Raw genomic sequence first — 22674 nt, 5'->3', positions numbered from 1 at the left:
GCGCCGCCGCTGCGACACGCCCGGGTGCGGGCCGCGCGGGACGCGGCCGGGACACGCCGGATCGCTTGCGAACGAAGATCGTCCAGTGCCAGCCTTGGACCGTCTGCGGAAGATGTTTCCGCCTTGTCGGCAGGACCAATCCGCGGGCCTGCTCCCTGGACTCCACGGAAAGGCGCAACGTGAAGTACCGCACGATCGTTCCCGTCCTGCTCGGCGCCGGAGTGGCCGCCGCCCTCGCGGGCGCCCCCGCCGCGTCCGCCGCGACGGCCCCGTCCGGCAAGGTCTCCGCCGCCGCGACGCACCACAAGTCCGCGTCCTGCGCGTCGCCGAAGGGCAGCAAGATCAACATCTCGTGGGGCGACGGCAACGTCTCCACGACCGTGTACTACAACAACCACTGCTCCCAGAAGCGCGCCGTCTGGCTGGACTTCCGGCGCTCGAACGGCACCTACTTCAGCAAGTGCTTCGTCGCCCCGGCCAAGACCAAGGGCCACAAGAAGATCGGCAACAGCATGCCGTACAAGGTCAGCATCCTGTCCAAGGGCTCCTGCTGACCCGCCGCTCCGACCACGACCGGAACTCGTCAACGAGGAGGATCTTCCATGTCCGTGCGTTCGGGTAGGACCGGCCTGCGCACCCGCGCCGCCGTCATCGCCACCGCCGCCGTCGCGACCGCCGGGCTCGGCGCGAGCGTCGGCGCCGCCCCCGCCTCGGCGTCCGTGCACCGCGGCGTCGCCGGCTGCTTCGCCTGGTCCTGGGGCGACGGCAACACCTCGGTCACGGTGTACTGGCACAACCGGTGCAAGACGACCCACAAGCTGAAGATCAAGTACAGCCTGGGCTGGACGTACAAGACCTACAGTGCGAACGTGAAGGCCAACGGCAAGGGCCACGTGAAGCTCAAGACCGCGTCCATCGTGTCCATCACGGACGCGGGCCGCGTCTGACCGCCGGCAGGTAGGGGAGGGGTGCGGCGCTCGGCGCCGCACCCCTCCTCCGCGTCGCTCCCGCCTTCACCGCTCCCGCCGCGCCGTCATCGGGCGCCGTCGTCGAACGCGGCGAGCATCTCCTCGCTCCAGGTGAGCCTTCCCGTGCGCAGGTCGTCCACGACCGAGCGCACCCAGCCGGCCTCGGCGGCGGTGACCGCCCGCAGGTACTCGGTCTCCAGCATGGTGACGCGCGGCAGGCCCATCGCCTCCTCCTCGCCGAGGCCCGCGTCCAGCGCGGCGACGTCCGCCTCCAGCGCCCGCAGCCGCTCCTCCAGCACCTCCAGCAGCTCCTCCGGCGGCAGCAGCATCATGTTCGACACCGCCGCCGGGAACTCGGGGAACTCCCGCTTCGGCGCGGCGACCATCTCGCGGAGCCAGGTCCGCGCCGCCTCCCGCCCCGCCCCGGTCACCTCGTAGACGGTCCGCTCCGGGTACTGGCTGCCGCGCTCGGTCTGCCGGACGGCGATCAGCCCGGCCGCGTTGAGCCGGTCGATCGTCCGGTACAGGCTCGCGCGCTGCTCGACGTTGACGACCTGCTCCTTGCCCCATTCCTTGATCAGCCGCTGGATCCCGTAGGGGTGCAGCGGCCGGTTGTGCAGCAGGGCCAGCACGGTCAGGGCCAGCGGCGAACGGCGGACGGGTGAGCTCATGCGCCGATACTAGCCTCGTTCGCACTAGTTGACATGCGACTAGTTTCAGTGTGACTATCGAGCCATGACGACCCGAGGAGACGGCATGACCCCGGTACGGACGGCCCTGGTGATCGGCGGCGGCATCGCGGGCCCGGTGACGGCCCTGGCCCTGCGCAAGGCGGGCATCGACGCGACCGTGTACGAGGCCCACCCCGCCGAGCAGGACGGCGGCGCCGCGCTGACCGTCGCACCGAACGGCCTCAACGCGCTGGAGCTGATCGGCGCCGCCGACGCGGTGCGGGCCGCGGGCCGCCCGGTCCCCGGCATGGTGATGGGCGACGGCAAGGGCAACCGGTTCGCCGAGTTCGGCGGGCTGCCCGGCCTGCCCGCGAGCCACGTCCTCGCCAGGGCCGACCTGAACCGCGTCCTGCACGACCACGCCGCCGCGAACGGCGTGCGGACCGAGTACGGGAAGCGGCTCACCGGCGCGGAGGAGACCGCGGGCGGCGTCACCGCGCGGTTCGACGACGGCACCACCGCCACCGCCGACGTCCTGGTCGGCGCGGACGGCATCCGCTCCACCGTGCGCGGCCTCATCGACCCCGCCGCCCCGGACCCCGAGTACACCGGGCTCATCGGGCTCGGCGGGTTCGCGTCCGGCAGCGGCGTGACCCCCGACCCCGACCTCATGTACTTCGCGTTCGGCGCCCGCGCCTTCCTCGGCTACTGGGGGATGCCGGACGGCCGGGTCGCGTGGTTCAGCAACATCCCCGAACCCGACGCGGCCGCCGCGTACGCGTCGCGGACCACGCCGCCCGCCGAATGGCTGGAGCGGCTCCGCGCCCTGCACGCCGACGACGACCCCGGCGCCGCGCTGCTCCGGCACAGCGGCGCCGAGGACCTGTTCGTCCTCGGCGGCATCGACATCATGCCGCCCGTCCCGCGCTGGCACCGCGGCCGCATGGTCCTCGTCGGCGACTCCGCGCACGCGCCGTCGCCCAGCTCCGGGCAGGGCGCGTCGCTGGCGATCGAGAGCGCGCTCGAACTCGCCCGCTGCCTGCGCGACCTGCCCGGCCCGTCCGCCGCCTTCACCGCCTACGAAAACCTGCGGCGCCCCCGCGTCGAGGCGATCGCCGCCGCGGCCGCGCGGACGAACAAGGAGAAGTCGGCCGGCGGGCCCGCCGGCCCGGTCGACCCGGAGCGGATGTTCGGGTTCGTGCAGCGGTTCCGCGTCGACTGGGACGAGCGCGTCACCGCCTGAGCGGGGCCGTCAGGCGCGGCAGGTCAGGGGGCGGCCGCCGTTGTAGTCGACCATCTCCAGCAGGGCCGTCGCGGCGTCGATCTCGCCGCCCGGCTCCAGGCCGTCCAGCTCGGCGTACGCCCGGTGCAGGTTGCCGACGATGCGCTCGGCGTCGGTCAGCTCCGCGTGGTCGCCGAGGTCGGCCTCCCGGGCGGCCTCCAGCGGGGACAGCCCGGCGGCCTTGCCCTCCGCCGCCGTCGCCTGCACGAACCGCAGGTAGCCGAGGACGCGGCCGATCAGCTCCGGGCCCGCGACGGGGCCGTGGCCCGGGACGATCGTCGCCGCGTCCAGCGGCGCGACGACCTCCTCCAGCACCCGGATCGCGCCCGCCACCGAGCCCTGCATGACGAACGGGGTGCCGCCGTTGAACAGCAGGTCGCCGCAGAACAGCACGCGGCGCTCCGGGATCCAAACGATCGAGTCGTTGGTGGTGTGCGCGGCGGTGCCGACGTGCCGGACCTCGCAGCGCAGGTCGCCGGCCCACAGCGTCACGCCGTCGGTGTAGGTGAGGAACGGCGGCTCGACCTCGACGCCGCCCCACTCCACCTTCGTCCAGAACGGCTCGTCGAACGGCCGCCCCCACGCGAGCGCGCTCTCGCGGGTCCGCTCGTGCCCGACGATGGTGGCGCCGGAGAACAGGTAGTTGCCGAACGTGTGGTCGCCGTGGTGGTGGGTGTTCACCAGCGTCCGGACGGGCCGGTCGGTGACGGTCCGGATCGCGTCCAGGTAGGCGCGGGTGCGGCGCTCGGTCGAGCACGCGTCGACGCTGATCACGCCCCGCTCGGCGGTCAGGAAGCCGGTGTTGTTGATCCACCAGGTGCCGTCCGGCTGGAGGTAGGCGAACACGCCGTCCGACACCTCCTCGAGCCGGGGCTCGCCGTGGCCGTCGCGTCCGGGCACGTCGCTCATCGGTTCCTCCAGATCGTCGGACGTACCCTACGAGCCCCTCCTCGCGAGGCGCTAGACGTCCCGGTCGATCCGGATCGTCTCCACCCACCGGGGCGGGTCGGGCGCGCCGTCGCCGACCAGCGCGGCGATCAGCCGGCAGGACGGGGACTCCGCGGGCCACGGCGTGTAGCCGTCGGTGAGGACGATCACCACCTGCGGGCGGTCGCGCTGCGCGAGCGCCCGCGCGATCCCGACCCGCATGTCGGTGCCGCCGCCCCCGCCGAGCTCGACCTGCTCGGCCGACGCCACCCGCGACACCGCGTGCACGTCGGCGTCGCAGGCCAGCACGCTCAGCCGCTCGCCGCGGACGCCGACCTCCCGCAGCACCCCGTTGACCTCCGCGAGCGCCGCCGCCAGCTCGCCCTCGCCCATCGACCCCGACGTGTCGATGACGATCGCGACGCGGGGGACCGGGCGGCGCAGGCTCGGCAGCACCGCGCCGCGCAGCGCCGGGGTGCGGCGCGACGGCCGCCGGTAGGTGTAGTCGACGGCGCCGCCCGCCCACGCGACCGCCTCCCGCACCGCGCCCGCCAGCACCCGCCGCCAGTCCACGACCGGTTCGAGGACCTGGTCCGCCCACCGCCGCCACCCGGCGGGTAGGTGCCCGCGCGCCCGCTGGTGCGCGCGCATCGCCTGGGCCGTCGCGCGCCGCAGCGCCTCCGCCTCGGTCGCGCGGACCGACGGCGCGCCCGCCGCGTCCAGCTCCCAGGGCATCGCGACGCCGTGCGCGCCCGATCCGCAGTCGTGGTGCGGCTGCGGGGGGACGCCCTTCAGGTACTCCTCGAACATCCGGCCGTCGGGCAGCCCGAAGTCGCGGGGGTGCACCCGCCCGGCGGGCAGCGGCAGCCCGTCGGCGAGCAGGTCGTCGTTGATCTCGCAGTCCTGCGCGATGTTGACCCGCCCGCGGTCGCGCTGGTCGGCGGCGGAGAGCCGGGACGCGCGGCCGTGGTGGTCGCGCAGCAGGTGCGCCGCCTCGTGGATCCACACGCCCGCCAGCTCCTCGACGGGCGTGGCGTCCACGAACGCGGGGGAGACGTAGCACCGCCAGTGCCGGTCGACGCCCATCGTCGGCACGCGGTCGCTCGGCACGACCGTCAGCGAGTACAGCGCGGACGCCAGGTAGGGGCGGTCCCCGGCGGCCTTGTAGCGGGCGGCGAGCAGCTTCGTCCGGTCCAGCACGGCGGTCACGCGCCGGGCAGGGCGCCGGACAGCTGCAGGATGTCGAGGAACGCGTCGATCCCCGGCGGCACCGGCCAGCGCACGTCGCGCAGCGCCGCCAGGTCCGACGCGGCGCGCGCCGCCACGTCCGGGACGCCCGCGTCGACCGCCTTCGCCAGCACCTCCCAGCCCGCCTCCCACCGCCTGCGGGTGCAGTCGCCCTGCACCGAGGAGACCACCGCGGTCAGGAACGCGAGCTGCCGGTCGCCGCGCTCGGGCAGCGCGAACGCCTTCGGGTCGGCCAGCACCCGGTCGGGGTCGGGCAGGTCCAGCTCCTCCAGGTAGGCGAGCAGCTCGATGCCGGCGCCGTCGCCGATCGCGCCGATCACCGCGGCGGCCACCGCGTCCTGCCCGGCGTCCGTCGCGTACCCGGTGGCCAGCAGCCGCAGCGCCATCTCCCAGCTGCGCGGCGAGGGCCACGCGCCGCCGCGCGCCTCGGCGTCCTCCGGCAGGTGGTGCGCCAGACCCGGACGCGCGGTGAGGAACCCGGAGACCGCGCCGCGCGCGCGGGCGATCGCGGCGGACACCTTCGTCCCGTCCACCAGCGGGACGGTCAGCTCCGGCCACGTGCCCGCCATCCCGCGCGCCACCGTGCGGGGGTCGTGCGTCCAGTGCAGGTGGACGAACCGGTTCGCCAGCGGCGGCGACAGGTGCCAGCCGTCCGCCGCGCTCGCCGGCGGGTTCGCCGCCGCGACGACCCGGACCGGCGCGGGCAGCCGCAGGCTGCCGACCCGCCGCTCCAGCACGACCCGCAGCAGCGCCGCCTGCACCGCCGGCGGCGCCGACGACAGCTCGTCGAAGAACACGACGCCGCGGCCCGCGGCCGCGAGCCGCACCGCCCAGTCCGGCGGCGCCATCGGCACTCCGGTCGCGGCCGGGTCGTCCCCGATGATCGGCAGCCCGGCGAAGTCGGACGGCTCGTGCACGCTCGCGATGACCGTCTCCAGCGGCACCCCGAGGTTCTCCGCGAGCCGCTCCATGCCCGCGGACTTGCCGATGCCAGGCTCGCCCCACAGCAGCACCGGGATGTTCGCCGACACCGCCAGCGCGAGCGCCTCCAGCTGCACGCTGCGCGCCGGCTCGGCCCGCCAGGCGCCGGCCCGCCGGTTCAGCTCGTCCGCCGCGTCGAGCGGCCCCGTCACGGTCTCCGTGGTCAAAGCAGGAACTCCAGATCCTTGCGTTTCGCCCGCTTGATCGCCGTCGCCAGCGTGCGCGGGCGGCCGACCGCCCGCGCGGCGCCGCCCGGCGCCTCCGTGCTCGCCCCCGCGTCCAGCAGCGCCCGCACGACGGCGGGCGAGCCGTGGTTCAGCACCGCGAGGAGGAGCGGCGTGCATCCGTCCTGCTCGGTGGCGTCGACGTCCAGGCCCTCGTCCAGCAGCCGCGGCAGCAGCACCTCGTGGTCCATCGTGTGGAGGGCGTGCAGCAGCGTCCACCGCCGCCCGTCGCGGACGCCCGGGTCGAGCCCCGCGTCCAGCAGCCGCAGGACACCGTCGGTGTCGCCGTACGCCGCCCGCAGGAACACCTCCCGGCGGTGCGCGCGCAGCACGCGCGGCAGCCAGCCCGTTCCCGCCGTCCAGGTCCGCTGGGCGCCGAAGCAGCCGTTCACGGTGCCGCCGAACGCCCCGAGCGCCAGCTCCCGGCGCCGCTCCTCGTCACCATGCGGGATCTCCAGGCGGCCCCCGCGCGAGCGCACCATGTGCCACTCGCCCCGGCACCGCACCCGCACGGGCGGTGGCGGCTCCGGGAGCGGCGGCCCGGCCGGCCGGTCCGGGGCCGGGTACGCGGGGAATAGCGCCGACCGCACGAGGGGATGCAGTTCGTCCGGCGCGACCAGCCCGGCGCGCAGCAGGGCGAGGTCGGGAAGGGCATGCCAGCAGCCCGGAGCCCAGCGGCGCCGCCTGAACTCCTCCCCGGACGCCACCCATATCAGCGGGCGCCGGTGCCGTCCCCCCGCCTCAACGTGCAGGCCGAAGCCGCGCCCGGGCAGGCGGATCGTCAGGGACGCCGCGCCGCCGCGGGTCACGCGCTCGATCTGGTGCGCGAGCATGGGCGCGCATCCGGCCAGCTTGGCGAGCCGAGACCACTGCTGCTCGGTCGAGCGCCCGCCGGGCCGCTCCTCCACGATCACGCCGATGCCGACGGCGGAGAAGGCTGCGGCCGTGGCCTCGTCGCCGCCGGCCAGCCGTTCGGCGAGCAGCGCGGCCCACTCGCCGCGGGCCGCGCGGTCGTCGGCGTCCGGCTCGGACGCCGGTAGCTCGGCGGGGTCGCGTGGGGTGCCGTCCGCAGCGAAGAAGGGCGCGCGAACGTCGCCGCCGTAGTGGCCGAGCAGCCCGTGGTGGTGTCGGTCGTCGAACAGGTACCGGGCGACCGACCAGTCCGCGTCCTGCCCCGCGGTGGTGCCGAACTTCAAGGCCGGCCGCTGCGGTGCCGACGGCGCGGGCGGCGCCGAGACGGTGAGCACCGGGACGGGCCCGGGCCGGCCCGTCCCGTACCTGCCAAGGACGGCCCGGAACCAGGACGTCAGCGGGGTGAGGCCGCCGTGACCGGTCACGTCCCGGGGCAGGTGCCAGTGCAGCAGATCGGGGACGAGGTGGCGCAGGTCGTTCTCGAGCCGGGCCAGCACGTCCGCGCCGAACTGGCAGGCGACCTCCGCCGGATCGAACGCGACGTCGACGTTTGCCGCCGCGCAGGCGCCCCGCCAGTCCCCGGCCAGCCGCCGCTCGGCGGCCCGGTCGATCCGCCCGCGGGACACCCCGTACCGTCGGGCCTCCCGCCACGCATGCAGGGAGTCGGGGAAGGACATGCCCCGGTCTGGGGGCGTCAACGGTAGACGCTCGCGATCGCGTGCACGTCGGGGTGCGGGCGGGCCGCCGGGCGCAGCCGCTGCGCGAACGCGCGCTTCACCTTGCGCGGGACGCCGGGGCCGAGACCCACGTACTCCAGCCGGCTCTCCGCGCCGACGCCCGCCAGCAGCGTCTTCGCGCCGCGTCCCGTGAGGCCGGTGTGGCTCAGCCCGAGCCGGCGCAGCGGGCTGCCGGGCAGCGCCGCCGCGAGCGCCGCCGCGCCCTCGTCGCCGGTGGCGTTGGGCGGCGCGCCGAGCGCCCGCTCCGACGGCGGACGGCTCAGGTCCAGCGCCTCGAGCGCGCCCAGCGCCCCGGCCAGCGACCGCGCGCCGTCCGGACCGACGCCGTTGCCGCCGAGCCCGAACCGGACGGGCCGCCCCGCCGCCGCGGCGGCCGAGGCCAGCACCGCGGCGCCGCGGTCGCCGAGGTGGTTGGCGGGCGCGTACAGCTCGCGGACGCCCGCGTCGCGGACCAGCGCGGCCAGCAGGTCCGCCGCGTCCGGGCCGATGCCGTTGCCGCCGAGGAACAGCCGCTCCAGCGGCGCGTCCCGGTCCACGAGCGCGTCGAGCAGCGCGCGCAGGCCCTCCATGCCGAGACCGGTGTTGACCAGGTCGAGCGTCCGGATCGCCGCGTTGCGGCGCAGCATCGCGGCGAGCGCCCGCGCGCCCGCGTCGCCGACCGGGTTGCGCTTCAGCCACAGCGCGCGCACCTCGCCGTCGGACGCGAGCCGGTCCGCGAGCACCGCCGCGCCGTCGCCGTCGATGCGGTTGCAGCCCAGGTAGAGCGTCCGGACGCCATGGCCCGGCTCCAGCGCCGACGCGATCGCCCGCGCGCCCTCGCCGCCCATCGCGTTCGTCCCGAGCAGCAGGTGCACCGCGTGCGGCGACGCGACGGCCGCCGGGACGAGCCGCGCCACCCCCGCCGCGCCGAGCCCCTGCTTGCACAGGTCCACCCGGCCGTCGCCGCGCAGCGTCCCGACCGGGAACGCCTCGTCGCCGCCGACCGGCGTCGCGTCGGCGAGCCGCGCCAGCAGCGGCGCGAGCGCGGCCGGGTCGGCGGGCGGCACGTCCGGGTGCTCGATCGCGGGGCAGCGTACGGGGGTCGGCTCCATGCTGTTCACCACTCCACCGGTCGGTAGTCCTTCAGGAACACGCCGGACAGCCGCTCGCCGCCGACGCCCCGCACGACCGGGTCGTAGACCCGGGCCGCGCCGTCGATCACGTCCAGCGGGGGCCGGAACCCGGCGGCGAACTGCTCGAGCTTGCCCGGGTGCGGCCGCTCGTCGGTCACCCAGCCGGTGTCCACGCTGGTCATGTGGATGCCCGCCGCCGCGTAGTCCGCGGCCGACGTGCGGGTCATCATGTTCAGGGCCGCCTTCGCCATGTTCGTGTGCGGGTGGCGGACGGTCTTGTGCTCGCGGGAGAAGCTGCCCTCCATCGCCGACACCTGCACCGCGTACCGGTCGGGGAACGGCGACGCCTCCAGCAGCCCGCGCAGCCGCGAGGTCAGCAGGAACGGCGCGAACGCGTTCACCATCTGCACCTCCAGCCACTCGCCCGGGTCGACCTCGTGCAGCCGCAGCGTCCAGCTGTTGCGGTCGCGCAGGTCGAGGGGCTGCCCGGTCTCGTCGGTCAGCCCCGCCGGGAACAGCGCGTCGTCGGGCACGGCGAGCGCGGCGGTGGGGCCCGCCTCCAGCGCGGCCCGGCCGCCCTCGGCGACGTCGACGCGCGCCGCCGCGCCGGTCAGCGGCAGCGCCTCCGCCGCCCGCACCTCCCGGTGGTAGGCGGGCGGCCGCCGGACGGTCTGTGCCGCGTTGTTCACCAGGACGTCCAGGTGGTCGAAGCGGGCGTGCACGGCGTCCAGCAGCCCGGCGACGCCCGGCAGGTCCAGCAGGTCGACGCCGTGGACGTGCAGCCGGGAGAGCCACTCGGCGGAGTCGGGGACGGCCGCGAACCGGCGCGCCGCGTCGCGCGGGAACCGGGTGGTGACCAGCACCTCCGCGCCGTCCCGCAGCATCTTCAGCGCCACCTGGAAGCCGATCTTGATCCGGCCGCCGGTGACGAGGGCGCGCCGCCCGCGCAGGTCGCAGCGGGCGTGCCGGCGCGCCAGGTTCTCCGCCGCGCACTCCGGGCACATCAGGTGGTAGTCGGGGTGCACGTCACGGTACGGCGCCTTGCAGACGTAGCAGGTCCGCGCCCGCGACAGCACCCGCCCGGACGCGGGTCGCGCCTCCGCGGGTCGCGCCTCCGCGGGTCGCGCCTCCGCGGGTCGTGCCTCCGCGGGGCTCGCCGGCGCGGGCTCGGGATGGGCGCCGGGATTCTGGTCCTGGAAGCGGGTGGCGGCGGCCAGCGCGTCGAGGTCCTCGGCGCGCCGCTGCGTCCGGCGGGCGGCCTTCCGCGTCTTCTTGCCGGACCGGTGCAGCTGCGACGCCGCCTCGTGCACGGCCCGCCAGCGCGGATCGTCCGGGTCGGTGGCCCGCGCGCGCTCCAGCAGCCGCAGGCAGGCCGCGAGCTCCTCGGGGCGGGGCGCCTCGTCCTCGACCGGCGGTCGCGGCCCGCCGGCTCGCGCAACGGCCGTCACTGCACTCCCTCGTCCCCGTCAGCCTGATCGGGGCGGAGCCGGCCGGATTCGAACCGGCGTCCTCCAACATGCAGTATTGGTGCGTCGACCTCTGCGCTACAGCCCCGCCACCGGCAGCGTAACGGAACCATCCCGGCGAACCACCCGAATTTCGGTGATCTTCACGGCGTGGCGAGCAGCGGTTCGAGGTCCTCGCGCCCGCTGCGCCGGACGAGCCACGCGAACGTCCCCCGGACGCGGAGACCGCCCGCCTCGGCGTCCCTGCTCGCACCGGCCTCCAGCAGGGCCCGGACGGTGTCCGGCGAGCCGTGCTCGGTGACCGCCGTCGACAGCGGCGTGCGGTCCGACCGGTCGCGCACGTCGACGTCGAGGCCGGCGGCCAGCAGCCGGGGAAGGACCAGGCGGTGGTCCATGGCGTGCAGGAAGTGCAGCAGGGTGCGCCCCTCGCCGTCGCGCGCTCGGGGGTCCATCCCCGCGTCCAGCAGGCGGAGCACGCCGGGGGCGTCGCCGTGCAGCGCCCGCAGGAACAGCTCGCTCCGGCGGCGCCGCAGCTCGCGCGGCAGCCGGCCCGGGCCCGTCCGCCACGCCTCCCGCACGGCGAAGCAGCCGGAGAGCTCGCCGCCGAGCGCGCGCAGGGCCTGCTCGCGCCGGTCCTCCTCGGGGGCGTGCGGTCCCGTCAGCGCGCCGCCGCTCCAGCGGACCTCGTGCCACTCGCCGCGGCAGCGGACCCGCACGGGTCCCGGCGGCTCAGGATCCGCGGGCCCGGCGGGCGCGGCGGCGGGACGCGCCGGGAACAGCGCGGACCGGATCAGCGGATGCAGCTCGTCCGGAGTGATCAGGCCCGCGAGCAGCAGGTCGGCGTCGGGAAAGGGCCGCCAGTGGTCGGGCGCCGCCGAGCTCCGGAACTCTCCGGGCGCCGCCGGCCTCAGCAGCGGGCGCTCGCGTCCGCCGCCCGCCTCGGCGGCCACCGTCCCGCGCGGGAGGTACGGCGATCCGAGGACCGCGACGACCGGATCGCCGCCGCGCACGGCGGCGAGGCGGCGGACGCGGGCCGCCAGCACGGGCGGCCGCTCCAGGCGCAGCCGGAGGGCGTCCATGAACGCCGCGCGCTCGGCCGGGTCCGCGGGCTGCCGGAGCTCGAATCCCGCGGCGGAGAAGGCGCCGGCGACGTCGCCCTGCTCGTGGCGCATGATCGACCATTCGGCGCGGGCCGCGGTGCCGCCCGGCCCCGGATCGGACGCGGGGAGCTCCTCCGGGGTCAGCGGCGTCCCGTCGGCGTGGAAGAACGGGACGCGGCCGGAGCCGCCGCAGTCGTCGATCAGCTCTCCGCAGTGCCGGTCGTCGAACAGGCGGCGCGCGCCCGTCCAGTCGCGCGCCCGCCGGTCGGCCATGGCGGTGAGCACCAGCCGCAGCCGTTGCGGTGCCCGCAGGGAAGGGGGGCCGGACACCTGGAGCACCGGGCCGCCGTCGCCGTACCGCGCGAGGACGAACCTCAGGTGCTCGTCGAAGACGCTCAGGTCGCCGGGCCCCCGGGGCAGGTGCCAGCGGAGCAGGTCGGGCACGAGATGCCGCAGATCAGCGGAGAGCCGGCGGGCGACGGCGGACCCGTGCTCGCGCGCCACGCCGTCCAGCGTGAACGCGACGTCCGTCTGCGCCGCCGCGCAGGCACCGCGCCAGTCGCCCGCGCGCCGGTGCCGTGCCGACCGCTCGATCATCCACCGGGGGACCCGGTGGCGGCGCGTCCGCTGCCAGGCGCGCAGCCATGCCGCCGGCCTCGCCGGCAGGGCGGCGAACGCGTCGGACGCCACCTGCACCCCCATCGCCGTTCAGGGGCAGGGCCGGCCGGAATCGAACCGGCGTCCTCCGCTGTGCAGGCGGTGCGTCGACCTCTGCGCTACGGCCCTGCCGGGCGGCAGCCTAGCCGCCCCGGCGGGACGGGACGACCCGTCACTGCTCGGGCACGGTGGTGAGCAGGTGCGGGCGCGGGGAACTGCGGCGGGCGGGCGGCTCCTGCGACCCGGACGAGCGCAGCACGTCGGCCGCGCCGATGACGGCGGCGTCGCCGGTGTCGTCGCCGATGCGAGCGGCCAGCCCGGTGCGCTCCCGGATGAGCTTGTCCAGGCCGGGCAGGCGGGCGGTGCCGCCGGTCAGGGTGATGCCCACGCCGAGCAGCTCCCCGGAGATCTCCGGACCGCAGCCCGCCAGCCCCTGCTGGATCGCCGCGACGATCTCCGCGACGGGCGCGGCGATGGCGCGGGCGACGTCGGCGGTGGTGAGGACGACCCCGCGCGGCATGCCGGTGGTGAGGTCGCGGCCGTGCACGACGGTCTGCCGCAGCGCGCGCCGGCCGATCGGCGGCACCGCGCCCACCTCCAGCTTCGCGGCCTCGGCGCTGGACTGGGAGATCCGCACCTCGTGCTCGCGGCGGACCAGCGCGACGATCGCCCGGTCCAGCGACGAGCCGCCGACGAGCGCGGTGTGCGAGGTGACCAGCCCGCCGAAGGAGATGACGCCGACGTCGGTGATGTCGGCGCCGATGTCGGCGACGACCACGATCTCCGGCCGTCCGGAGGAGGTGAGCCCCATCCCGATGGCGGCCGCGATCGGCGTCGGCACGAGGGTGAGGCGGCGCGCGCCGGCCTGGAACGCCGAGAACTGCAGCGCCCGGTAGTGCACGGACGACATGCCGCTCGGCACCGTCACGATGAGGCGGGGCCGCGCGGTGTAGCGGCGCTTGTGGTGGGTGCGGACGAGGGCGCGCATCAGGTACTCCGCCTCGTCGGTCTCGGTGGGGGCGCCCTCGCGGATGGGCCGGACGAGGCGGACGTCGGGGTTGCGCCCGGCCATCTCCTGCGCGGGAAGCCCGAGCGCGAGGATCCTGCCGGTGTGCAGGCACCGGGCGAGCAGCGAGGGCTCGCGCGCGACGACCCCCCGGTCCCGCACATGCATCCGCACCGTCGAGCTGCCCAGGTCGATGGCGGTGTCCCGGCCCGCGAAGTCCCACATCGCGTCCCCTTCTTCCCTGTCGCCCAGCAGTCGCAGAGTGCTGATGCCCTGCCGACCTGCGGCGATGCCCATCGGCGGGTAAGCGAATCGCAACGTCCCGACGAACAGGGATCGGGAATTCCGGATACGGCGACCGGCGGGCCGCGCCCGCCCGGCCGCCAGTGCCGAGCGGGCGTCAAGAGATCATGTGGGGACGGTGTCGTGCCGCCAGGCGTGCGCGCGGGCCGGCCGGCCGGCCGCGCCGGGCCCGGACGGCGCCCGCTCCGCGGCACGCCGCGTACAGCGCGAACGAGATCGTGGTGACGTACGGGCTGATCGGGACGCCGGCGCCGAGGGACAGCAGGATCCCGCCGACCACCGACACGGTCGCGAGGGCGGCGCTGAGCACCGGCACCAGCACCGGCGACGCGGTCACCCGCACCGCGGCGGCGGCCGGCGTGCAGATCAGCGCGAGCACCAGCAGCGCCCCGACGACCTGCACGGACACGGCGACGGCGAGACCGAGGACGAGCATGAACAGCGGCGACAGGGCGCGCACCGGGACGCCGCGCGCCGCCGCCACGTCCGGGTCGAGGCTCGCGAACGCCAGCGGCCGCCACATGACGGCCAGGCACACCAGCACGACCGCCGACGTGCCGAGCAGCCACGACAGCCGGGGCGTGTCGATCGCGACGATCTGTCCGGTGAGGAGGCCGAACTTGTTGGCGGCGCGCCCCTTGTACAGCGACAGGAACAGTACGCCGAGGCCGAGCCCGAACGGCATCAGCACCCCGATGACCGAGCCGCGGTCGCGCGCCCGGCGGCCGAGCACCCCGATGAGCGCGGCGGCCAGCAGCGCCCCCGCGATCGAGCCGCCCGCGACGCCGGTGCCGAGCAGCAGCGCGGCGGCCGCGCCGGCGAACGACAGCTCGCTGATGCCGTGCACCGCGAACGCCAGGTCGCGCATGACGACGAACGTCCCCGCGAGGCCGCCGACGAGCCCGAGCACCGCGCCCGCGATCAGCGAGTTGCGGACCAGGCCGAGCAGCGCCCCGTAGTCGTCGAAGTTGAGGATCTCATGCCACATCGCGCGCCTCCGGCCCGCCGGGCATGCGCAGGACGCGGTCGGCGAACGGCAGGACCGGCTCGACCTCATGGGTGACGAACACGACGGCGGTGCCGTGCTCGCGGCACCGGCGGCCGACCAGCTCGCTGACGATCCGCTGGTGCGCGGCGTCCAGCGAGGCCAGCGGCTCGTCGCAGAGCAGCAGCCGCGGCCCGGACGCGAGGGCCTGCGCGACCCGGACGCGCTGCAGCTCGCCGCCCGACAGCAGCTCGATCGGGACGTCGGCGAACGCCTCCGCCCCGACGTCGCGCAGCGCCTCCCGGACGCGGCGCCGCGCGTCCGGGCCGGGGGGCCGCGGCCCCCAGCGGTGCCCGTCGACGCCGAGCCGCACCAGGTCGCGGGCCCGCAGCGGGGTGTACGGCGGGACGCCGCGGTGCTGGGGGACGTACCCGATGAGGGGGCCGCCGCGGCGCGGCGGGCGCCCGCCGACCGTGACCGTCCCGGCCGACAGCCGCCGCAGCCCCAGCAGCACCTTCAGCAGGCTCGTCTTCCCGGACCCGTTGGATCCGAGCACGGCGACGAACTCCCCGGCCGCCACGTCGAGGTCGAGCCCGCTCCACACCGTCCGGTCGCCGTAGCGGAGCGCCCCGCCGCGCATCGAGATCACGACAGCGCCTTCCCGAGCGCGGCGATGGTGCCGGCCATCCAGCCGATGTAGTCCTGCCCGGACGGGAGGGTCTCGGTGACCGGCACGACCGCGACTCCGTGGTCCCTCGCGGCCTTCTCGACCTGCTCGGTCTGCGGGCCGCTCGTCTGCGCGTTGGAGACGAGCGCCTTCACCTTCCCGCCGCCGAACAGCCCGAGCGTCTCCCGCATGGTGCGCGGCGCGACGTCGTCGCCCTCCTCGATCGCCTCGCTGAACGCCTCCGGCGTCTCGTTGCGCAGTCCGGCCGCTTCGAGCAGGTAGAGGGGGACCGGCTCGGTGACGGCGACGCCGTCGCCGGAGTGCGCGGCCTTGAGCGCCGCGACCTGGCCTTCGAGGTCCTTCAGCTTCGCCTTGAACGCGGTCGCGTTCGCGGTGAAGACGGCGGCGCGTCCGGGGCGGGCCTTCGCGAGCGCCGCCGACAGCCGGTCGGCGAGCAGCGCCATGGACGGCAGGTCGTACCAGACGTGCTCGTTCAGCTCGCCGCCCTTCGGCGCCGTCCGTCCGGAGATCCGCACGGCGTCGAGGACCGCGGCCTTGGAGGAGGACGCCTTCAGCATCGTGCCCATGAAGTCGTCGTAGCCGCCGCCGTTCTCGATCACGACTCCGGCCCTGGCGAGCGCGAGCCGGTCGCGCGTCCCGGCCTCGTAGGAGTGCGGGTCCTGCGCCGGGTCGCTGATGAACGAGGTGACGCGCACCTCGCCGCCGCCGATCGTCCGCGCGATGTCGCCGTAGACGTTGGTCGAGGCGACGACCGGCACCGCTCCGCCGGACGTCCCGGCGGGCGCGGCCCCGGACGGCGAGCCGCAGGCGGCGAGGGCGAGCAGGGGCGCGGCCGCGGCGGCGGCGCCGGCCGTGCGGAGGGCCGCTCGGCGCGGGCGCGGGCGCGGGGGCAGTGGGGGCATGGGTCGCTCCTGAAAATGAAAACGGTTTTCAGTGCAACTTAGCATGACGTGTCCGGATGCGTCCCATGACGGGTGGAGGGGCGAGCGGCGGCGCTCGCCTGGAGCCGCCCGAGGCGGTGCGGAAAAAGCGAACGGGCCGCCCCCCACCTGAGTGGAGGACGGCCCGTCAGGGCCCCGCGGGCGCGGGTCAGCGCTTGCGCAGGACGCCGCCGTACTCGTAGATGCCGGTGTCCAGCTTCGAGGCGCCCTCGTACTTGCGCAGCTCCTCGGGGACGGGCGCGAGCGGCGGCTGCAGGTCCATCGGCCGCCAGTCGACGAGGTTGCACAGGCCCGGCTCGACCGGGTCGAAGTCCGACAGCAGCGCGTCGATCTCGGCCGGCGTCCGCGTCTGCCACGGGATGCCCGCACCGGTGACCTGCGCGGTCATCTCCGCGCTGCGCACCGGGTCGTCGCACGCGACCTGCGAGAACGTCAGGTGGCTGCCCGGCGCGGCGCGGTCGATGACGGCGTGCAGGACGCCCCTCGGGTCGTCGGCGTCCGGCAGGTGGTGGCCCACCGACAGGAACAGCGTCGCCACCGGCTCGGAGAAGTCGATGAGGCGCTTGACGTCCTCGTGCTCCAGGACGGCCTCCTGGTCGCGCATGTCCGCGGTGATCACCGTGGTGGACGCGTCGCCGGCGAGCAGGGCCCGGCCGTGCGCGAGCACGATCGGGTCGATGTCGACGTACACGACGCGGGCGTCCGGCGCGAACTGCCGCGCGACCTGGTGCACGTTGGCGTCCGTCGGCAGCCCGCACCCCATGTCGATGAACTGCCGGATGCCGGCCTCGGCCGTCAGGTAGCGGACGGCCCGGTAGAGGAACAGCCGGTTCTGCCGGGTGATGTCCAGCCCGGCCGGATGGTGCTCCAGCTGCCCCCGGATGAACTGCCGGTCGACCTCGTAGTTGTCCTTGCCGCCGAGCAGCCACCCGTAGGCGCGCGCCGAGGTCGGCACGTCGTTGGGGATGTCGGCGATCGAGGGCTGGTCGTCGTTCACAACCCGCTCCGCATCTGCGCAGTAAGTGGGGATCAGTGTCGGTTGGAACGGTATACCGGTTCGCCGCCTCACGTTCGATCTTTGGCCGTCCGGTTCCGCCCCGTGTCCGTCCCGGCGGCGGGGGCGCCGCGGCGCGTGGCCGGCCGATCCCATCTCATCACCGCGCTGCTTGTGAATCGTGTTTCGGCGTGCTTCGCTGGCGTGCATGGCGCACCTCTCGCTCCGGTACGCGGCGGGGACGGACATCGGCAGGCGGCGGCGCGTGAACGAGGACTCGGCGCTCGCCGGGCCGTCGCTGCTTGCCGTCGCCGACGGGATGGGCGGCCACCCGCACGGCGACGTCGCCAGCGCCGCCGCCATCACCGTCCTCACCGAGGCGCCCTTGGCCGGCGACCTGGACGGCGACCCCGCCGCCGCGCTCGCCGCGGCGGTGGCGCGGGCGGCCGCGCGGCTGGAGGAGCTGGCCGCCGGCGATCCGGAGCTGCGCGGGATGGGCACCACGCTGACCGCCATGGCCTGGGACGGCGCCGGGTTCGCGGTGGCGCACATCGGTGACTCCCGCGCCTACCTGCTGCGCGGCGGCGACCTCTTCCAGATCACCCGCGACCACACCATGGTCCAGACGCTCGTCGACGAGGGGCGGCTCACCCCCGACCAGGCGGCGAACCACCCGCACGGCTCGACGCTCCTCCGCGCGCTCCTGCCCGGCGGCGACCAGCGCCCCGACCTGTTCCGGCAGGACGCCGCGCCCGGCGACCGCTACCTGCTGTGCTCCGACGGCCTGTCCGGCTTCGTCCCGGCCGGGGCGATCCGCGACGCGCTGGCCGGGGCCGCGCGGCCCGCCGACGCCGTCGCCCGCCTCATCGCGCTGGCCGACGCGGCGGGCGGCCCGGACAACATCACCTGCGTCGTCGCCGACGTCGCCGAAGGCGCCGCGGACCCGGCGGGGCCTGAGCCGCTGCTGCTCGGCGCCGCGGCCGGCGGCGGGAGGGGACGCCGCGCCCGGCGCGGCCGGCGGGCCGGCACCGCCGGTCCCCGGGACCAGTAGAAGGACCCCGGGGAACCGGGCGCCGCCGCGGCTCCCGACCGCCTTACCAGGCGAAAGCCTCGGGCGTGGGGCCCGGGCCGGGGAAGATCTCGTCGAGGGCGGCGAGGAACTCCTCCGACAGCTCCAGCTCGACGGCGCGCAGCGCGGAGTCGAACTGCTCCTGGACGCGGGGACCGACGATGGGCCCGGTGACGCCGGGACGGGTCAGCAGCCAGGCGAGGCCGACGTCCCCGGCCTCGACGCCGTGCTTGTCGCAGAGGTCCTCGTAGGCCTGGATCCGCGCGCGCTCTGCCGGGTCCTCCAGCATCTTCGCCCACAGGCCCGACCCGGACCGGGCCGTCCTGCCCTCGCTCTGCTTGCGCAGCACACCGCCGAGGATGCCGCCGTGCAGCGGCGACCACGGGACGACACCGAGGCCGTACACCTGCGCCGCCGGGATCACCTCCATCTCCGCGCGCCGCTCGACCAGGTTGTACAGGCACTGCTCGCTGACCAGGCCGAGCGAGCCGCGCCGCGCGGCCGCCTCGTTCGCCTGCGCGATGCCCCAGCCGGGGAAGTTCGACGACCCGGCGTACAGCACCTTGCCCTGCTGGACGAGGACGTCGACGGCCTGCCAGATCTCCTCCCACGGCGTCGTCCGGTCGATGTGGTGGAACTGGTACAGGTCGATGTGGTCGGTGCCGAGCCGCTTCAGGGACGCCTCGCACGCGCGCCGGATGTTCAGCGCCGAGAGCCGGTCCCGGTTGGGCCACGGGTCGTCCTCGGGGCTCATGTCGCCGTACACCTTGGTGGCCAGGACCGTCTTCTCCCGGCGCCCGCCGCCCTTGGCGAACCAGGCGCCGAGGATCTCCTCGGTGCGGCCCTGGCCGCCGTAGATGTTGGCGGTGTCGAAGAAGTTGACGCCCGCGTCGAGCGCGGAGTCCATGATGGCGTGGGCGTCGGCCTCCTCGGTGTGGCGGCCGAAGTTCATCGTGCCGAGGACGAGGCGGCTGACCTTCAGGCCGGTACGGCCGAGCTGCGTGTACTTCATGGGGCAAGCCAAGCACCTGGAGTGCGCTCCAGATCAAACGGGCGCGCCGCCCCGGACATCGGGACGTCCGGGGCGGCGCGCCGGCGGCGTCCACCGCGGCGGAGCGTCGCCGGGGTGGTGCCGGTCGTGGTCATGCGTACGGTGCCACTGTGGTCATCCGGGTACGTGTCCGGGCGCCCTCAACGCCTCGGAGTGCGCGAACGGTGTCCAGGACCGCCATCCGGAATCGGGCCGGGAGCCGTCCCCGGGGCGTCCGTGCGGCCGGTTCGCGTGGGTCGCGTTGTCCGCGTTCGCGTGGTCCGCGGGATCCGCGTTCGCGTGGTGCGGGTGCTGTGCGGCGGGCCTGACGTGCCTCGGCCGCGGGGCCGGCTCCCTGTCCGGTCCGCCAGGCCTGATGTGGTTCGACGTGTCGTCGCTTCGCGGTGCCTGGGCCGCGGGATGTGCGGGGGTGTTCGCCGAGGGGTTTCCCGGGTGGTGCGCTGGTCTGTCGTCGGGTGGCGGAAGATGGGGGGTCCGCCGCTTATCTGGCGGCTTTCGCCGGGCCTCGCGATCCTGCGCCGCCATTCTGTCTATCTTGTCGACGAGCTCGCGAATGGACGGGGAAAATGTCTGTTTTGTCGGTGCGCCGGGCCGTACCGCCCCGGCGAACTCCCGTTTTCGGGCCGCGCCCAACCTGTCGATCCTCACCCGGGCGCCGGTATGCGGGGCGTGCAGGAACCGGCCGTGGCCGACATAGATGCCGACGTGACTTCGCCCGTGGAAGAACACGAGGTCGCCGGGTCTCAGGGCGCCCAGGCCCACCTTCCGCTCCACCGCCCGGTACTGCGAGTAGGTGACGCGCGGGAGCCTCACCCCCGCCCTGCGCCAGGCGGCCATCGCCAGGCCCGAGCAGTCGTAGCTGGACGGCCCGGTCGCGCCCCACCGGTACGGCTTGCCGATCTGCGCGCGCGCGAACGCCAGCGCCTCCTTGGCGTCGCTGCGCTGCTCGGCGACCTTGGTGCGGTACCGGTCGTAGGCCCTGACCTTGCTCAGCGTCGCGGCGTCCAGGTTGAGCCGCTTCAGGACGGTCGGGTTGAGCTGCGCCCTGGCCGGGGCGCCCATCGGGACCGACAGCGCGAACCCGGCCGCGGTCGCGGTGACGGCGACGGCGATCGTCCGGTGTCTCCGGCCCGCCGGCCCGGTACGGCGCGCGGATCGGCCGGTGCGTGCGGTGCGGCCGGCGCCGTCCCGATGTGAGTGACGTGCGATGCACATTCGCGTGCTCTCCGTTTTCCCTCGTCGGTTGATCATCCCGCCGACAGTTCGGGTACCCGGTGGCCGCGCTTGAATGGGGGAGAACCGGCCGATTTTGCGTGATCATGGAGTGGAATTGATGCCGGAATTCGGTGTCTTTGATCAAGCGGTCAGATGGGCGAGCGACTTCAGCGGCACCGGCAGCCACGCCGGCCGGTGCCGCGCCTCGTACCGCACCTCGTACACCGCCTTCTCGAATTCGAACGCGCGCAGCAGCACCGCGTGCGCGGCCGGGTCGGGGCCGCCGGCCGCCGCGTAGCCCCGGCAGAACGCGGCCCGGTTGCGGGCCGCCCACGCGTGCGCCCGCGTCTCCAGGTGGCCGCCCGACTCCAGCGGCACCGTCCCGGACCGGGTGATGAGGAACCGCGCCGCGTACTCGAACGAGCGCAGCATCCCGGCGACGTCGCGCAGCGGGTGCGACAGGGCGCGGCGCTCGCTCTGCGTCCGCGCCGGCTCGCCCTCGAAGTCCAGCAGCGACCAGCCCGACTCGGACCGCAGCACCTGGCCGAGGTGGTAATCGCCGTGCACGCGCTGCACCGGCAGCGGCTCCGCCTGCGCGGCCAGGTCGATGAAGGCGCCGGTCAGCGCCTTGGCGTGCGGGGCGAGGACGGGCACGGCGCGGCACGTCCCGGTCAGCTCCTCGTTCATCCGCGCGGCCAGCGCGCGGACGTCGTCCGCCGGGAGGACCGTCACGCCGAACGCGTCGGCGAGCGCACGGTGCACGTCCGCCGTGGCGGCGCCGAGCCGTTCCGCCTCGGCGGCGAAGTCGCCGCCGGCGGCGCTGGCGTCCAGCTCCGCCCACTCGTCGTCCTCCGGCTCCGTCGTGTGCGCGAACCAGTCGCGGACGCTCGCGATCGCCAGGCTCCACCCGTCCGCGCCGGTGCGCAGGTAGTCCGACAGCAGGCCGAGCGTGACGGGTTGGCCGCCCGCGCCGTCGCCGCCGGGGGCCAGCTCGATCCAGCCGTGCACGGCGGGGACGTGCTCGCAGCCGGCGCGGGTCAGCGCGAGGTTGACCTCCAGGTCGAGGTTGACGCCGTCGCCGAGCCGGCGGAACAGCTTGCAGATGTACGCGTCGCCGAACAGCAGCGAGGTGTTGCTCTGCTCCGCCGTGATGGGCAGGCTCGTCAGGTCCGTGCGGATGCGGGCGCCCGGCACGTGCCGGAAGCGCAGCGGGCCGACCGACGCGCCGGTGGCCAGGTGCTCCAGCAGCGTCCGGGTCAGGTCCGGGTCGTGCGCGGCGTCGTAGGTGTGCTGCGTGACGGCGGTGCCGCCGCCGGGCGGGCCGCCGATCCGCGCGTACCCGAGCCGCCCGGGCAGGTCGCGGCGGACGCCGAGAAGGAGCTGGTAGCGGTCGGTCGCCCCGTTCTGCCGGACGTCCAGGATGAGGTGGTACAGGCCCGGGTCGCCGGCCCGCAGCTCGGTGGCGGTGCCGATGGACAGGTCCTCGACGGGGCTGTCCTTGCCGCCGAACCAGCGCTGCCGGGGCAGCCATTCCGCGAGGTCCCGCGTGAGGACGCTTTCGGGTGGCAGCACCTTCAGCCGTCCTTCTCCGCGCCGGATCCGGGTTCCCCGGCGGTGTCCGCGGGCCCGGCGCCGCCCGCCGGGGCCGCGGGCAGGTCCGCGGGCGGGCCCGGGGGCAGCTCGTCGAGCGGATCGGCGGGCGCGGTGTCCGGGGGCATGAGCTGGAACCAGTAGAAGCCGTGTCCGGGGAGGGTGAGCAGGTAGGGGAGTTCGCCGATGGCGGGGAACTGCACGCCGCCCATGCACTCCACGGGGAAGTACCCCTCGAACCGGCGCATGTCGAGCTCGACCGGCTGCGGGAAGCGCGACAGGTTCGCGACGCACAGCACGGTGTCCATCCCGCCCCAGCGGTCCTGGTCCGCCTCGTCGATCTCGCGGGTGAAGGCGAGGACGGAGGGGTTGGAGGCGGACAGTTCGACGTAGCTGCCGACGCCGAAGACGGGGTGGCGCTGCCGGATCTCGATCATCTTGCGGGTCCAGTGCAGGAGTGATCCGGGGTTGTTGACCTGGGCTTCGACGTTGACGGCCTGGTAGCCGTAGATGGGGTCCATGATGACGGGCAGGTAGAGGCGGGCGG

The 22674-nt window shown here is 75.3% G+C and carries 21 protein-coding genes and 2 tRNA genes; 4 read left to right on the top strand and 19 right to left on the bottom strand.

Translation table 11 applies throughout. The features are described from left to right. The first annotated feature begins 179 nt into the window (after positions 1–179). Positions 180–554 carry a hypothetical protein gene (locus J4557_RS00115; RefSeq protein WP_208264223.1) on the top strand — a complete coding sequence of 125 codons (375 nt, stop codon included), beginning with the start codon at positions 180–182 and terminating at the stop codon, positions 552–554. A gap of 48 nt (positions 555–602) precedes the next feature. Beyond that, a complete protein-coding gene (locus tag J4557_RS00110; RefSeq protein ID WP_208264222.1) occupies positions 603–947 on the top strand; it encodes a hypothetical protein in 345 nt (114 codons plus the stop codon). Positions 948–1033: 86 nt separating this feature from the next. On the opposite strand, the gene J4557_RS00105 is transcribed toward J4557_RS00110, so the two are convergent. After that, complete coding sequence (locus tag J4557_RS00105; RefSeq protein ID WP_243775066.1) at positions 1034–1639, bottom strand: PadR family transcriptional regulator; 606 nt, start codon at positions 1637–1639, stop codon at positions 1034–1036. Positions 1640–1724: 85 nt separating this feature from the next. Between J4557_RS00105 and J4557_RS00100 the strand changes: the two genes are divergently transcribed. Beyond that, on the top strand, positions 1725–2882 hold the full coding sequence (locus J4557_RS00100) for an FAD-dependent monooxygenase (protein ID WP_208264221.1): 1158 nt from the start codon (positions 1725–1727) through the stop codon (positions 2880–2882). Positions 2883–2891: 9 nt separating this feature from the next. Here J4557_RS00100 and J4557_RS00095 read toward each other — a convergent pair whose 3' ends face one another. From J4557_RS00095 to J4557_RS00030, 14 genes are all read right to left on the bottom strand, one after another. Then, positions 2892–3830 carry an MBL fold metallo-hydrolase gene (locus J4557_RS00095; RefSeq protein ID WP_208264220.1) on the bottom strand — a complete coding sequence of 313 codons (939 nt, stop codon included), beginning with the start codon at positions 3828–3830 and terminating at the stop codon, positions 2892–2894. 51 nt (positions 3831–3881) lie between these two features. Further along, on the bottom strand, positions 3882–5057 hold the full coding sequence (locus J4557_RS00090; RefSeq protein ID WP_307799219.1) for a vWA domain-containing protein: 1176 nt from the start codon (positions 5055–5057) through the stop codon (positions 3882–3884). Next, positions 5054–6244, bottom strand: a complete 1191-nt coding sequence (locus J4557_RS00085; RefSeq protein ID WP_243775065.1) for an AAA family ATPase — start codon at positions 6242–6244, stop codon at positions 5054–5056. The genes J4557_RS00090 and J4557_RS00085 overlap by 4 nt, the downstream gene beginning before the upstream one ends. Next, positions 6241–7911 (bottom strand): ankyrin repeat domain-containing protein, encoded by a 1671-nt coding sequence (locus J4557_RS00080; RefSeq protein ID WP_208264219.1) that lies wholly within the window; start codon positions 7909–7911, stop codon positions 6241–6243. The genes J4557_RS00085 and J4557_RS00080 overlap by 4 nt, the downstream gene beginning before the upstream one ends. After that, positions 7908–9041 (bottom strand): leucine-rich repeat domain-containing protein, encoded by a 1134-nt coding sequence (locus J4557_RS00075; RefSeq protein ID WP_208264218.1) that lies wholly within the window; start codon positions 9039–9041, stop codon positions 7908–7910. The genes J4557_RS00080 and J4557_RS00075 overlap by 4 nt, the downstream gene beginning before the upstream one ends. Before the next feature lie 5 nt (positions 9042–9046). Beyond that, a complete protein-coding gene (locus tag J4557_RS49080; RefSeq protein ID WP_208264217.1) occupies positions 9047–10510 on the bottom strand; it encodes an SDR family NAD(P)-dependent oxidoreductase in 1464 nt (487 codons plus the stop codon). A gap of 33 nt (positions 10511–10543) precedes the next feature. Continuing rightward, a tRNA-Gln gene (locus J4557_RS00065) sits at positions 10544–10616 on the bottom strand. Positions 10617–10671: 55 nt separating this feature from the next. Next, a complete protein-coding gene (locus tag J4557_RS00060; protein ID WP_208264216.1) occupies positions 10672–12330 on the bottom strand; it encodes an ankyrin repeat domain-containing protein in 1659 nt (552 codons plus the stop codon). A 13-nt stretch (positions 12331–12343) separates the two neighbouring features. Beyond that, a tRNA-Cys gene (locus tag J4557_RS00055) sits at positions 12344–12414 on the bottom strand. Positions 12415–12457: 43 nt separating this feature from the next. Next, positions 12458–13609, bottom strand: a complete 1152-nt coding sequence (locus J4557_RS00050) for a rod shape-determining protein (protein WP_243775064.1) — start codon at positions 13607–13609, stop codon at positions 12458–12460. An 82-nt stretch (positions 13610–13691) separates the two neighbouring features. Continuing rightward, on the bottom strand, positions 13692–14582 hold the full coding sequence (locus J4557_RS00045; RefSeq protein ID WP_208264215.1) for a metal ABC transporter permease: 891 nt from the start codon (positions 14580–14582) through the stop codon (positions 13692–13694). Then, on the bottom strand, positions 14572–15219 hold the full coding sequence (locus J4557_RS00040) for a metal ABC transporter ATP-binding protein (RefSeq protein WP_208264596.1): 648 nt from the start codon (positions 15217–15219) through the stop codon (positions 14572–14574). The genes J4557_RS00045 and J4557_RS00040 overlap by 11 nt, the downstream gene beginning before the upstream one ends. 5 nt (positions 15220–15224) lie before the next feature. After that, positions 15225–16169: a metal ABC transporter solute-binding protein, Zn/Mn family gene (locus J4557_RS00035; protein WP_208264214.1), complete on the bottom strand. Its 945-nt coding sequence runs from the start codon at positions 16167–16169 to the stop codon at positions 15225–15227. 187 nt (positions 16170–16356) lie between these two features. Then, positions 16357–17205 (bottom strand): SAM-dependent methyltransferase, encoded by an 849-nt coding sequence (locus tag J4557_RS00030; protein WP_307799218.1) that lies wholly within the window; start codon positions 17203–17205, stop codon positions 16357–16359. 205 nt (positions 17206–17410) lie between these two features. Between J4557_RS00030 and J4557_RS00025 the strand changes: the two genes are divergently transcribed. Further along, positions 17411–18253 carry a PP2C family protein-serine/threonine phosphatase gene (locus J4557_RS00025; RefSeq protein WP_208264212.1) on the top strand — a complete coding sequence of 281 codons (843 nt, stop codon included), beginning with the start codon at positions 17411–17413 and terminating at the stop codon, positions 18251–18253. Positions 18254–18296: 43 nt separating this feature from the next. Here J4557_RS00025 and J4557_RS00020 read toward each other — a convergent pair whose 3' ends face one another. The 4 genes from J4557_RS00020 to J4557_RS00005 all read right to left on the bottom strand — a co-directional run. Then, complete coding sequence (locus J4557_RS00020) at positions 18297–19283, bottom strand: aldo/keto reductase (RefSeq protein WP_208264211.1); 987 nt, start codon at positions 19281–19283, stop codon at positions 18297–18299. Positions 19284–19436: 153 nt separating this feature from the next. After that, the gene (locus J4557_RS00015; RefSeq protein WP_243775063.1) at positions 19437–20537 is read right to left on the bottom strand and encodes an NlpC/P60 family protein; all 1101 of its coding nucleotides are present in this window, start codon (positions 20535–20537) and stop codon (positions 19437–19439) included. A gap of 141 nt (positions 20538–20678) precedes the next feature. Continuing rightward, positions 20679–22109 (bottom strand): maltokinase N-terminal cap-like domain-containing protein, encoded by a 1431-nt coding sequence (locus J4557_RS00010; protein WP_208264209.1) that lies wholly within the window; start codon positions 22107–22109, stop codon positions 20679–20681. Positions 22110–22111: 2 nt separating this feature from the next. Continuing rightward, the coding region (locus J4557_RS00005; protein WP_208264208.1) for an alpha-glucosidase C-terminal domain-containing protein at positions 22112–22674 on the bottom strand (563 nt) is incomplete at its 5' end.

This window comes from Actinomadura nitritigenes (assembly GCF_017573545.1).
GTDB classification, from domain to species: Bacteria; Actinomycetota; Actinomycetes; order Streptosporangiales; family Streptosporangiaceae; genus Spirillospora; species Spirillospora nitritigenes.
Note: the sequence above shows the minus strand (reverse complement) of the source record. Positions and strands in the feature narration are given on the sequence as shown.